Genomic DNA, 13,515 nt, shown 5'->3' on the forward strand with positions numbered 1-13,515 from the left:
GTCCTTAGCTCAGCTGGATAGAGTACCTGGCTACGAACCAGGCGGTCGGAGGTTCGAATCCTCCAGGACGCGCCACTCATTGAAACAGCCTCGCAATTGCGAGGCTTTTTTGTATCTAGACATCTGGAATATGGCGTAGGATCACTAGAGCCTATGTTCCTCTTTTTAAAAGCGAATATGTGCGTATCTAAGCAATTTGCTATCAAGCCTCTGTCGCATCGTGTGAATCATCCTGATTATCCCTCCTATACACTGACTTCCATTTTTCATTTCAATTACTCTCATGTAGTCACTTTGTTTGTTATTTGTTTATTGATTGTTAATTTTGTTCATCTTTTTGTTTTTGTTGGTTTTTACTGCGTGAGTCCCGATTTGATTTTGAAATCTAAATCGCAGTTTTTATTTATGTCCTCCTTTACTCTGTTCGTAAGGTGATAGCGATTTGAAGTGATTATTTTGTCATGAACTGTGATCTGGGTAGTGAATAAATAATCATTTATCAGGATTACTACAAACCTTCCTTAAACAAAATTGACAAAATTTAACCAATCGAGATAATCCATGGGTCGGGATTTGACACTATTAAAGTCCTGCACGTTGTCAGGATGACAAAGAAAGGAAGCAACATGACTAATATAGGAAGCCTGCTAGTAGATGCGGCCACCCTGATGCTAACGGGGATGGCGGTCGTATTTATTTTCCTCACTATTCTTGTTTATCTCGTTCGGTTAATGTCGAAATTGGTACCAGAAGAAGTACCAGAGCCGATCGCAGCACCAAAAACAAACACTAATATTCAATCAACCTCTTCAGCTGTTAGTCCACAAGTAGTGGCGGCGATCTCGGCTGCGATTCATAAACATCGCGCCTCATTCGCGAAGTAGCCGAACTAGGATTAAAAAGGAGTTTAAGAGCATGTCTAAACCACTAGCTATTACTGATGTGGTCCTTCGTGATGCCCATCAATCACTATTTGCTACGCGTATGCGTATTGAGGATATGCTGCCTATCGCAGCTGAGTTGGATAAGGTTGGTTACTGGTCTCTAGAGACTTGGGGTGGTGCAACATTTGATTCTTGTATTCGATTCTTAGGGGAAGACCCTTGGGAGCGTTTACGTGAACTAAAAAAAGCGATGCCTAATACACCAATGCAAATGCTACTGCGTGGTCAAAACCTTTTAGGATACCGCCATTATGCCGACGACGTAGTAGAAAAGTTTGTTGAACGCGCGCATGCTAACGGCATGGATGTATTCCGTATTTTTGATGCAATGAATGACGTGCGAAACTTCCAGAAAGCCGTGAAAGCAACGGTTGATGTTGGTGCGCATGCTCAAGGTACGTTGTCTTACACAACGAGCCCAGTGCATAACGCAGACACTTGGGTTGACTTGGCAAAACGCCTAGAGGATTTAGGTTGTCATTCGCTGTGTATTAAAGATATGTCTGGCTTACTTAAGCCTTATGAAGCGGAAGAGCTTATCACGCGTATCAAAGCGTCTTGTGATGTGCCATTGGCACTTCATTGTCATGCAACAACGGGGCTGTCTACAGCAACAGCGGTAAAAGCAGTAGAAGCCGGTATTGATATTCTTGATACTGCGATTTCTTCAATGAGTTGTACCTACGGCCATACACCGACTGAAACGGTAGTCGCTATGCTAGAAGGCACCGAGCGAGATACCAATTTGAAACTCGAGCAACTGGAACCTATCGCCGCATATTTCCGTGAGGTACGTAAGAAGTATGCGAAGTGGGAAGGCCAGTTAAAAGGAGTCGATTCACGCATCCTGATTGCCCAAGTGCCTGGTGGTATGTTGACCAATATGGAAGGCCAGTTGAAAGAGCAGGGCGCTGCGGATCGCATTGATGAAGTATTAGAAGAGATCCCTCGTGTACGTAAAGATCTTGGTTTCATTCCATTGGTGACTCCAACTTCACAGATCGTCGGTACGCAAGCGGTGATTAACGTTCTTACTGGCGAGCGCTATAAGAGTATTACCAAGGAAACCGCTGGCCTATTGAAAGGTGAGTACGGTCAAGCGCCAGCCGAGTTAAATGCAGAACTGCAAGCGAAAGTGCTTGATGGTAAAGAGCCAATTAGCTGTCGTCCTGCCGATTTACTTGAGCCTGAAATGGAGACGCTTACGGTTGATCTGATGGAGAAAGCGAAATCAGAAGGCATTAAGCTAGCAAGTGAGCGTGTTGATGACGTACTCACTTATGCACTTTTCCCTCAAGTTGGGCTTAAGTTCCTTAAGAATCGTGAAAACCCAGAAGCATTTGAGCCAGCACCAACGCTAGAAGCTGCGAAGCCTGCTGTACCTGCAGCTCAACCAGCAACTGGTGGTGTAGAAACTTATAGTGTACGTGTTGACGGGCAGGTGTATGAGGTGGAAGTTGGCCCTCAAGGTGAACTGACATCTGTTGCTCCTTCTAATGCACCGGCAAAATCGGCTACACCTAGCACACCTTCTAATGCTTCAGCTGAAGCGGTGCCTGCTCCTCTTGCAGGTAACATCTTCAAAGTGAATGTTCAGCCTGGTGCTGAGGTAGCTGAAGGCGATGTATTGCTCATCCTTGAAGCGATGAAAATGGAAACTGAAGTACGAGCGGCGCGTGGTGGTGTGGTTCAAGAGCTGAACGTTAAAGAAGGCGATGCTGTCACAGTAGGTGCGCCTCTGTTGAGCCTAGCGTAAGGGAGTATCATGGACGGATTGTTAACCCTTTGGGCAGAAACAGGGATCGCTAACTTCGAGTTCGGCCAAATCTGTATGATGCTGGTTGGTTGTACTTTGCTGTTTTTGGCAATTAAAAAAGGATTTGAACCTTTACTGTTATTGCCGATTGGTTTCGGTGCTATTTTGGCGAATATTCCAAATGCTGGCTTTACTGAGCCTGGTGGCTTGCTCTACTACGTTTACTACATTGGGATTGAATCGGGTGTGTTCCCGCTATTGATCTTCATGGGTGTGGGCGCGATGACCGACTTTGGTGCTTTGATCGCAAACCCAAAAACGTTGTGGTTAGGTGCGGCTGCGCAGTTTGGTATTTTTGCAACACTGTTTGGCGCTATTTTGCTCAACTATGTACCTGGCATGGAGTTCTCCATGGCAGATGCTTCGTCTATCGCGATCATCGGTGGTGCTGATGGGCCGACAGCGATTTTCTTAGCGAGTAAGCTCTCTCCAGATCTGCTAGGTGCGATTGCAGTCGCGGCATACAGCTATATGGCATTGGTGCCGATTATCCAGCCACCAATCATGAAAGCACTGACAACCAAGGAAGAGCGTCAAATTAAGATGGCTCAGCTTCGTCATGTTGGTAAATGGGAGAAAGTCATCTTCCCGCTTGCCGTATTACTGATGACGATTCTGTTCTTACCTTCAGCTACGCCATTGGTTGGTATGTTCTGTTTGGGTAACTTGATGCGTGAAGCTGGTGTGGTCGATCGTTTATCGAAAACTGCTCAAAATGAATTGATCAACATAGTGACTATCTTTTTAGGTCTTGGTGTTGGTTCTAAGCTGCAAGCTGAGCAGTTCTTGAACCTAGAAACGTTAGGTATCTTGGGGTTAGGTGCAGTTGCATTTAGTATCGGTACTGGTGCGGGCGTTCTGATGGCGAAACTGCTTAACAAGTTCTCGAAAGAAGACATCAACCCACTTATTGGTGCGGCTGGCGTTTCTGCGGTACCAATGGCCGCGCGAGTCGTAAACAAAGTTGGTTTACAAGCTAACCCGCAAAACTTTTTGTTAATGCATGCGATGGGACCAAACGTTGCTGGTGTGCTGGGTTCAGCCGTTGCGGCTGGTATATTGTTAGCACTTGTTGGTTAGACATTATTGAAAATGGAATGATCAACCAATTTACAAAATCACGATTAACTTAGGTTAACAAAATGGTTTATAGTCAAAGGGATGCTTTCGCATCCCTTTTTGTTTTCTTGCAGGGAATGGTTTATGGAACACAAACAGATCGTTATCACTGAGTTTGGTGATGCCAACGTACTCGCGATTCAACATGCTTCTACACCATCACCACAGCCTGGTGAAGTCTTAGTAAAAGTCGCTTTTTCAGGCGTAAATCCTATTGATGTCAAAACTCGAGCTGGGCTCGGTTGGGCGGCAGCGCAGAATAAGGACAATTTACCTTGGGTGCCAGGTTACGACATCTCAGGAAAAGTGATGTCTTGTGGAGAGGGGGCGTCACGTTTTAATGAAGGTGATGAGGTGGCTGGATTTATTGGTTTCCCAGTTCGAGGCGGTGGTTACAGCCAATACATATGTGTTCCAGAAACTGAGTTAAGTCATGTTCCTAGCTCTGTCACTTTAGAGGCGGCTGCTGCATTACCGTTGGCGGGACAAACTGCGGCACAAGCTCTCAGTAAGGCTAATGTGACGGAAAACGATCGCGTACTTATCCTCGCTGGAGCCGGTGGTGTTGGACACCTCGCGGTACAAATTGCGATCGCGACGAAAGCGGAAGTCTTTACAACCTGCAGTGAACGAAATTTAGATTACCTTGCGACGCTCGGTGCTCATGCAGTGAACTATCAATTTGCACCAGTGTCAGAACGTGTTGAAGATGTTGATGTTTTGATTGATTTAGTAGGCGGAGATGCTGCGTTAGATGCGCTTAAATGCCTGAAAGACAATGCGAGAGTCATCACCGTTCCAACCATCACAGCTGAGCTGATTTGTGAAAAAGCCAAACTCCTAGGCTTTGAGGCTAGTGGCATGTTGGTTGAACCAGACCCTGCGCAGTTAGATACCTTGTTGTACATGGTCGGCGTTGGCTTACTGAAGACTGAAATTCAACAGGTTTATCCTATGAGTGATGTCATTGGTGCTCACCAGCAGGTCGAATCAGGAAGAACCAGAGGCAAGGTGTTGCTTGATATGACATGCTAGAAGCATTTAACACGAGTTTTGAAAGTTTAGCGCTTTGGTTTTCAGATTCAGCATTATGGGTGCTTTTCATGACCGGTTTTCTCAGTGCCACGTTGTTGCCTGGTGGTTCTGAGGCGGGCTTAGTTGCTACTCTCTCATTAAATCAATATACCGTTTCTTCAATTGTTATGGTCGCTACTATCGGTAATACGCTTGGTGGCTTAACAAATTATTGGCTTGGCTTGTGGATTCCCAACAAAGCACAAGAGGAAAAGCACGGTCATACCGCATTAAAGTGGCTCTCTAAGTATGGCTATTGGGGATTATTTTTTAGCTGGTTACCTGTAATAGGAGACCCGCTGTGTTTAGCCGCAGGGTGGCTAAGAATGAAGTTTCTGCCTTGCGTGATTTTAATATTTTTAGGAAAGGCTGCTAGGTATAGCTTACTTGCGGCCATCTATCTCGGATTATTTTAAGGAAAGTACATGAAGATGTTTTGGGTTGGCGCGTGTTCACTGTTGGTGATCACGGGCTGTGCATCAAATACGCCAGTTTCATCACTGCCTAAAGGGGTAACTTTCGTTGAGTCATCGAAAGCTGAAGAAGGCAAAGTTAAGATTCCATACCAAAAGTATAAACTCGATAATGGTTTAACGGTGATCTTAGCTCCTGAAGATTCTGACCCATTGGTCCATGTGGATGTGACTTACCATGTTGGTTCAGCTCGTGAAGAAGTGGGTAAGTCTGGTTTTGCGCATTTCTTTGAGCACATGATGTTCCAAGGTTCAGAGAACGTTGGTGACCAAGAGCACTTCAGGATCATCACAGAGGCTGGCGGCACGTTAAATGGTACAACAAACCGCGATCGTACTAACTACTTTGAAACTGTCCCTGCTAACCAGCTCGAGAAAATGCTGTGGTTAGAGTCTGACCGTATGGGCTTTTTGCTGGATGCGGTTTCTCAACGCAAATTTGAAATTCAGCGTTCGACTGTAAAAAATGAGCGAGCCCAGCGTTACGATAATCGTCCTTATGGCTTAATTTGGGAGCGCATGTCCGAAGCGCTATATCCTGAAGGTCATCCGTATTCGTGGCAAACCATTGGTTATGTTGAAGATCTTGATCGTGTGGATGTGAACGACCTCAAAGCGTTTTTCTTGCGTTGGTATGGCCCAAACAATGCGACTATCACGATCGGTGGTGACTTAGACGTTGAACAAACTCTAGAGTGGGTAAATAAGTACTTCGGTTCGATTCCTCGTGGTCCTGAGGTTGAAAATGCGCCGAAACAACCTGCAAAACTGCAAGAAGATAAATACATCACGCTAGAAGATCGTATTCAACAACCTATGGTGATGATCGCGTGGCCAACAACCTACAACGGCGAAGAAAGCCAAGCGTCTCTCGACACGTTATCAGAAGTATTGGGTGGCGGTACCAACAGCGTGCTCTACCAAGACCTAGTGAAGACTCAAAAAGCGGTCGATGCTGGTTCATTCCATGACTGTGCTGAACTGGCGTGTAACTTTTACGTTTACGCAATGGGCGATTCTGGAGACAAAGGCGACCTATCAAAACTGTACGACGAGCTTTTACAATCACTGAATCAGTTTGCGGAAAAAGGCGTGACAGAAGATCGCCTTGAGCAGTTGAAGGGTAAAGCGGAAGCGGATGCTATTTTTGCGCTAGAAAGCGTTAAAGGTAAAGTGACTCAGTTGGCTTCCAACGAGACATTTTTCGGCGAACCTGATCGTCTTGAGCAACAGCTTGAACAAATCCGTGCAGTTACGCCGACTTCGGTAGAAAAAGCGTATACGGACTTTATCCAAGGTAAGAACAAAGTGACCCTAAGCGTGGTCCCAAAAGGAAAAACAGACCTTGTCGTAAAACCTGCGACCTTTGTGACACCAAAGCGTACGCTGCCAGAATATGAGAAGATTTCCGATGACCAATTGGCGTATCGTCGTGCGACCGATAACTTCGATCGCTCAGTGCAACCGCCAGTAGGAGAACCAGTGAAAGCGACGATGCCAGAGCTGTACGAGTTACATTTCAAGAATGGCTCAGAGCTGCTTGGTGCAGTTAGCGATGAAACGCCGACGGTGATGATGCAATTTAGTCTACCTGCAGGGACACGTTTTGTTGAAAAGGGTAAAGAAGGTCTTGCCCAATTGACCGCTGCGATGTTGCAAGAAGGTACAACGAAACGCAGTGTCGAAGAGATTCAAGCTGAGCTTGATAAACTGGGTAGTGTTATCTCTGTTAATGCCACAGGTTATACAACAAACATCAGTGTTTCTGCTCTAGAAAAGAACTTAGAGCCGACGTTAAAAATTGTCGAAGAGATGTTGCTGTCTCCTGCATTTAATCAAGATGATTTCGAGCGTGTAAAAATGCAAGCGCTAGAAGGCCTGGTATATGAGCACCAAAATCCAAGTTGGATGGCGTCACAAGCGAGTCGCCAGGTGCTCTATGGGGATTCGGTTTTTGCTCGACCAAAAGACGGCACGCAAGCAGGTGTCAGTGCATTAACGTTGGATGATGTCCGTGAATTCTACTCGAAGCATTACACGCCACAAAGTGCGCAAATCGTCGTTGTTGGTGACATCAATAAACAGGAAATTGAGCAGCAACTGACGTTCTGGAAAAACTGGCAAGATGAAGCTGCGCCATTGTATGCACCGCAAAGCATTGCTGCATTAGGTGAGCAAAAGATCCATCTTGTTGATAAACCAGGAGCGCCGCAAAGTGTGGTCATGATGGTTCGTCAAGGTATGCCTTACGACGCAACGGGCGATTTTTACCTAAGCCAACTGGCAAACTTCAACTTAGCTGGGAACTTCAATAGCCGCATTAACCAAAATCTACGTGAAGACAAGGGTTACACATACGGTGCTTACGGATATTTCTCTGGTAATCCAGAAACAGGCTCGGTGGTTTTCACCGCGCAAGTACGAGCGGATGCAACGGTTGCTTCGATCATTGAGATGGAAAATGAGCTAAATGAATACTCGCAGTCAGGTATTACTGATGAAGAGATGAAATTTATGCGTCAAGCGGTCGGTCAAAAAGATGCACTGAAATATGAAACGCCAACACAAAAAGCGGAGCTCATCAGTGATATTCTTAAGTACAACCTCGATCATGATTACTTGCAGCAAAGAAACGCTATCGTAGAAAAAGTCGATAAGCAGACGTTGAATGCGCTGGCTCAGAAATGGTTTGATCCAAATGACTATCAAATTATCGTCGTTGGTGATGCTAAATCGTTGCGTCCTCAATTAGAAAAGTTGGGGAAAGACGTAGAAGAGCTTGAAATCATTCGATAGAGTACACATTTAATAGCGGAGAAACGTTTCTCCGCTATTCATCTAGATAAGCAACTTTTCGTGGGTTATTTATCTAGATGCATTAACTATCAATAACTTAGCTTACACTTGTGTTATGTAACAAGTGTCCTGCTCCCAATATAAGCGAACCTCATTTTGACTGATTTTGCTGCGCGACTAAAAAAAGTTGCATCAAACCCCGAAGTATTTAAGCAGTTTGGACGCGGTGTTGAGCGAGAAACTTTGCGCTATCGTCAGGATGGACATCTAGCTACAACTCCTCATCCTGAAGGGTTAGGCTCTGCGTTCACAAATCAATGGATCACAACGGATTTTTCGGAATCATTGTTAGAGTTCATTACGCCTGTGTCACATGAAATTCCAGAACTGATGGCACAGCTGAAAGATATCCATCATTTCACTCAAACCAAAATGGGTGAAGAGAAAATGTGGCCACTATCAATGCCTTGCTACGTAGGCTCAGAGGATGATATTCAGTTAGCCCAGTATGGCTCTTCGAATGCAGCGAAAATGAAAACGCTGTACCGAGAAGGCCTAAAGCGTCGCTATGGCAGCCTGATGCAAATTATTTCAGGTGTCCATTTTAACTTCTCGTTTCCTGAAACATTTTGGGATGCGCTCTATGGCGAGCAAGATGAACAAGCCCGCCAAGATGCTAAGTCTGATGCGTACTTTGCGTTGATCCGTAATTACTACCGCTTTGGCTGGATGATTCCCTACTTCTTTGGTGCATCACCAGCGTTATGTGGCTCTTTTATTCAAGGTCGTGAAACCGATCTGCCATTCGAGAAGATTGGCGGGACATTATATTTGCCGAAGTCGACGTCTTTGCGTTTGAGCGATCTTGGCTATACCAATAGTGCTCAAAGTGTGCTGAAAATTGGTTTTAACAGCATTGACCAATACCTCGATGGTTTGAGTGATGCGATTCGCCACCCATCAGAAGAGTTTGCGAAAATTGGGGTAAAAGTGGATGGTGAATACCGCCAGCTTAATTCCAATATCTTACAAATTGAGAATGAACTGTACGCTCCGATTCGTCCAAAACGTGTATCGAAAAGTGGTGAGAAGCCTTCAGATGCGTTACGACGCGGTGGTGTCGAATACATTGAAGTTCGTTCTCTAGATGTTAACCCATTCAGCGCAGTGGGCTTAAATGAAGAGCAAGTACGATTCTTGGATCTCTTCCTTACCTGGGCGGCCTTGTCAGACTCAGACCCTATGGATAACTGTGAATTAGAGTGTTGGCGCGATAACTGGAATAAAGTCATTGTTTCTGGCCGTGAAAAAGGTCTAATGCTGCAAATTGGTTGCCAAGGTGAGCGTCTATCTCTACAAGATTGGGCACACCGAGTTTTCGTCGAGTTACGTCAAATAGCACAGCAAATGGATATGACCGCTGGTGGCAGTGCATACCAAGATGTGTGTAATCAACTCGAGACATGGATTGATAACCCAGAACTAACGATCTCTGGTCAACTATTAGAGCTAACGAAAGAGCTGGGTGGGCTAGGTAAAGTTGGTTGTACTCTTGGTATGAAGTACCGTGATGAAAACCTAGCTCACGGTTATCAGTACTATTCACAAGATACGATGGAAACGGAAGTAGCGTCGTCCGTGGAAAAACAAAAGCAAGCAGAGCAGAGTGACACGCTTTCTCTTGATGATTTTTTGGAAGATTACTTTGCTTACCTGAAGCAGTAATGACTAACTAAGGATTGGTGCGGTTGAACATTAAGTCGTCAGTAGTAGCGGTACTTGGAAGCGTGTTACTTGCAGGTTGTGCTACGGCACCGCCAAAGCAGCAGAATAACTTATGCGAGATATTCCGAGAGAAATCCGGTTGGTACGATGATGCCAAAGATATGGAAGATGAATGGGGGACCCCTATTCATGTCGCTATGGCCATCATTAAACAAGAAAGCAGCTTTCGGCACGATGCAAAACCACCTAAAGATTATTTGCTAGGGTTTATTCCTTGGGGACGAGTCAGCAGTGCGTATGGTTACGCTCAAGCTCAAGACCCTGCTTGGGAAGACTTCCAAGATGCCACAGGTCAGGGTGGCTCTCGTACCAACTTCGATGATTCTATGATGTTTGTCGGTTGGTATACTCATGAAACACGGCGTCAGCTAGGGATTTCATTATGGGATCCCTATAACCAGTATCTGGCTTATCATGAAGGGCGAGGTGGGTATAAGCGAGGTACTTATAATCGAAAGCCTAGTTTAATCAAAGTCGCTCGACGTGTTGAACAAACAGCGAAAACTTATGGCTGGCAGCTGAAGCAATGTCGTCAGGAATTAGAAGACAACAGCAGCTGGTTCTTTTAGCCCACAGTCAGTTCATGTGCTGTAGGGATGAATGACATTTATCCATTACCGAAAGGTACTGGAGTTACAATCAGGAGAGATGTAATGCCTTTACTCGATAGTTTTACCGTGGACCACACTCGTATGAATGCACCGGCAGTGCGAGTGGCGAAAACCATGCAGACCCCAAAAGGGGATACGATTACTGTTTTCGACTTACGCTTTACTGCGCCAAACAAAGACATTCTTTCTGAAAAAGGTATTCACACCCTAGAGCACCTTTATGCAGGCTTTATGCGTAATCACCTAAACGGTGATTCTGTTGAGATCATCGATATTTCGCCTATGGGTTGCCGCACAGGTTTTTACATGAGTCTGATTGGCACACCATCAGAGCAGCAAGTCGCAGATGCTTGGATTGCAGCAATGGAAGACGTGCTGAAGGTAGAAAGTCAGAATAAGATCCCTGAACTTAACGAATACCAATGCGGCACGGCAGCAATGCACTCTTTAAAAGAAGCACAACAGATCGCAAAGAACATTTTGGATGCTGGTGTTTCGGTGAACAAAAATGATGAACTTGCTTTGCCTGAGTCGATGTTAAAAGAGTTGCGCATCGACTAGGTGCTCATTAAGAAGCATATTGCCCCAATAAGTAAAAAAGCCTGACATGAGTCAGGCTTTTCTTTTGGCTATTTGGATGTCGATTTTTTCTTCTTCGGATAAACACGAACGAGCTTGATTCGGTTCTCTTCAATCTCAACAAGTTCCATTGGGTGACCCGCTACTCTCACGCTTAAATGGCTCTCTGGAATATCTTCCAGGTGCTCCAAAATAAGACCGTTTAACGTTCTTGGGCCATCCGTTGGTAAATCCCATTTCAGGCCTTTGTTAATATCTCGAATATTGGTGCTGCCTTCAATAAGAAAGCTTCCGTCACCTTGAGGACTGATTTCATCAGAGAGGCTTGGAGAAATTGACGTCGTGAACTCACCAATGATCTCTTCCAGAATATCTTCAAGAGTGATTAGACCGATGATATCACCGTACTCATCCACGATCAGACCGATACGTTGCTTGTTGCGTTGGAATTTCAACATTTGCACGTTCAGTGGTGTGCCTTCTGGGATGTAATAGACCTCATCAGCAGCACGTAATAGCGTTTCTTTGTTGAATTCGTTCTTTTCCAACATCAGACGATAAGCTTCACGCAAGCGCAGCATGCCAACCACTTCATCAATTTGGTCACGATAGAAAACTATGCGTCCATGTGGTGAGTGTGTTAGCTGGCGAACAATGGATTTCCAGTCGTCGTTAATATCAATACCGGTAATTTCATTGCGTGGGACCATAATGTCGTTCACGGTGACGTGCTCAAGATCTAAAATAGACACTAGCATGTCTTGGTGTCGGCGAGGGATCAAACCGCCAGCTTCATTTACCACCGTACGCAGCTCATCGGAGCTAAGATGATCTTCTGCTGAGTGATCCGCTCTTACACCAAGTAAGCGGATAAAGCCATTCGTAATAAAGTTAACAAGCATCACTAAAGGCGACAGTAACTTCATCAGTATGGTCAATAATATACTGCTCGCGTAGGACACACGTTCAGGGTAAAGCGCTGCAATTGTTTTAGGGGTAACCTCGGCAAAAACCAATACAACCATAGTTAGTGCACCGGTTGCGATAGCGACACCTAAATCACCATACAAACGCATACCAATAATGGTCGCGATCGCGGACGCGAGAATATTAACGAGGTTGTTGCCGATAAGAATAAGACCAATCAAACGATCTGGACGGTCTAATAGTCTTTCGACTCGCTTAGCACCCTTATGCCCGTTTTTGGCTAAGTGTTTTAAGCGATAACGATTCAGAGACATCATCCCTGTTTCTGAACCGGAAAAGTAACCTGATATGACGATAAGACACGCGAGTAGCGCAAACAAGATACCCGTAGAGATGTCGTCCAAAACGTTGCTGTTCCTTGTAAGTATTGGGTTATATAACGGTTGAGTAAGTCCGTTAAGTCAAAGAGTTAAGGCGTACTGTATTTTATCTAGCCTAAAATATAAAGGATAGGAGCCCTAGAGCTCCTTAATTCAAGATGATTTCTTTTACAAAGCGACTGCCAAAATATGCCAGAGTTAACAGTGTTGCTCCTGCAACAGCGAACCATGTGACTTTTCTACCACGCCAGCCTTTTTGATAGTGACCCCAAAGCAGTATTGAGTACACCACCCAAGCGATGAAAGAAAGAATGCCCTTATGTGCCTTACCTTGGGCAAACATATCCTGCACAAAGACAAAGCCAGTAATGAGCGTGGCAGTTAACAATAAGTTACCGATCAAAATAATTTTGAAGAGTTGACGCTCCACCATTAATAGAGGCGGCAGGTTTGGGTTAATCGCCAAAGATTTTTTTGCTTTCAGTTTGTGATCCAGCCAAGCCAACTGAAGCGCATAGAGTGCCCCGATAGTTAAAGTCGCGTATGAGAAGAGCGCAAATGAAATATGAATGAGTAGCTTAGGGTCATTCTCTAGGTGCTTTATAAACGTGCTTGGCAAAAATGTGGCAGCAGATAAATTGATGGCAGCAAAGCTATAAACGACAGGCAATAAAAACCACAGTCGGTTTTTCAACATAGCAAGGCTCATGACCAGAGAAATAATAAAACTGATCAAAGAAGCCACGTTGAGAATACTCAGGTTTTGACCTGAACCATCAAAAATCAGATCACTCAAAATCCACGCATGAAAAACAAGCGCACAGGCAGCACTAGCAAACACTGTTTTTGCTTTGATTCCTGACTGTTGTGAGAGTCCGGGTATGATGGTCGCAATCGCCAAGACATAAAGTATGGCGGCCGCGATGGCTATTAAGCTATCCATGAATCCTAAATATTATTGTGCACGATGGAGAAATTATACCTTGCATTACACTTTGGGGCTACGTTATA

11 protein-coding genes are annotated in these 13,515 nt (G+C 44.9%); 9 read left to right on the forward strand and 2 right to left on the reverse strand.

What is annotated here, in order from left to right; translation table 11 throughout:
* Nucleotides 1-626: 626 nt before the first annotated feature.
* The 9 genes from R7Q09_RS16870 to luxS all read left to right on the forward strand — a co-directional run bounded on the left by R7Q09_RS16870 (nucleotide 627) and on the right by luxS (nucleotide 11,179).
* Entirely contained in the window at nucleotides 627-884 is a 258-nt protein-coding gene (locus R7Q09_RS16870) for an oxaloacetate decarboxylase subunit gamma (protein WP_005379932.1), read from the forward strand.
* Between the two features lie 31 nt (nucleotides 885-915).
* Nucleotides 916-2,700: a sodium-extruding oxaloacetate decarboxylase subunit alpha gene (gene oadA / locus R7Q09_RS16875; RefSeq protein WP_104979686.1), complete on the forward strand. Its 1,785-nt coding sequence runs from the start codon at nucleotides 916-918 to the stop codon at nucleotides 2,698-2,700.
* Between the two features lie 9 nt (nucleotides 2,701-2,709).
* The gene (locus R7Q09_RS16880; protein WP_005379935.1) at nucleotides 2,710-3,840 is read left to right on the forward strand and encodes a sodium ion-translocating decarboxylase subunit beta; all 1,131 of its coding nucleotides are present in this window, start codon (nucleotides 2,710-2,712) and stop codon (nucleotides 3,838-3,840) included.
* Between the two features lie 123 nt (nucleotides 3,841-3,963).
* Nucleotides 3,964-4,914: an NADP-dependent oxidoreductase gene (locus R7Q09_RS16885; protein WP_005385434.1), complete on the forward strand. Its 951-nt coding sequence runs from the start codon at nucleotides 3,964-3,966 to the stop codon at nucleotides 4,912-4,914.
* Nucleotides 4,908-5,369, forward strand: a complete 462-nt coding sequence (locus tag R7Q09_RS16890) for a YqaA family protein (RefSeq protein ID WP_158159772.1) — start codon at nucleotides 4,908-4,910, stop codon at nucleotides 5,367-5,369. The genes R7Q09_RS16885 and R7Q09_RS16890 overlap by 7 nt, the downstream gene beginning before the upstream one ends.
* 9 nt (nucleotides 5,370-5,378) lie before the next feature.
* Nucleotides 5,379-8,222, forward strand: coding sequence for a M16 family metallopeptidase (locus R7Q09_RS16895; protein WP_222712307.1), 2,844 nt, complete (start codon nucleotides 5,379-5,381; stop codon nucleotides 8,220-8,222).
* Nucleotides 8,223-8,378: 156 nt separating this feature from the next.
* A complete protein-coding gene (gshA, locus tag R7Q09_RS16900; RefSeq protein WP_213964639.1) occupies nucleotides 8,379-9,947 on the forward strand; it encodes a glutamate--cysteine ligase in 1,569 nt (522 codons plus the stop codon).
* Between the two features lie 23 nt (nucleotides 9,948-9,970).
* Nucleotides 9,971-10,576, forward strand: coding sequence for a hypothetical protein (locus R7Q09_RS16905; RefSeq protein ID WP_005379943.1), 606 nt, complete (start codon nucleotides 9,971-9,973; stop codon nucleotides 10,574-10,576).
* Nucleotides 10,577-10,660: 84 nt separating this feature from the next.
* On the forward strand, nucleotides 10,661-11,179 hold the full coding sequence (gene luxS, locus R7Q09_RS16910) for an S-ribosylhomocysteine lyase (protein ID WP_017820391.1): 519 nt from the start codon (nucleotides 10,661-10,663) through the stop codon (nucleotides 11,177-11,179).
* A gap of 68 nt (nucleotides 11,180-11,247) precedes the next feature.
* Here the strand turns inward: luxS and R7Q09_RS16915 are convergent, their stop codons facing one another.
* Both R7Q09_RS16915 and R7Q09_RS16920 read right to left on the reverse strand, forming a co-directional pair.
* On the reverse strand, nucleotides 11,248-12,528 hold the full coding sequence (locus R7Q09_RS16915; RefSeq protein WP_005379948.1) for an HlyC/CorC family transporter: 1,281 nt from the start codon (nucleotides 12,526-12,528) through the stop codon (nucleotides 11,248-11,250).
* A gap of 124 nt (nucleotides 12,529-12,652) precedes the next feature.
* The gene (locus R7Q09_RS16920) at nucleotides 12,653-13,447 is read right to left on the reverse strand and encodes an inner membrane protein YpjD (protein ID WP_005379950.1); all 795 of its coding nucleotides are present in this window, start codon (nucleotides 13,445-13,447) and stop codon (nucleotides 12,653-12,655) included.
* Nucleotides 13,448-13,515 lie beyond the last annotated feature (68 nt).

The sequence above is a fragment of the Vibrio sp. 2130-1 genome (genome assembly GCF_033339515.1).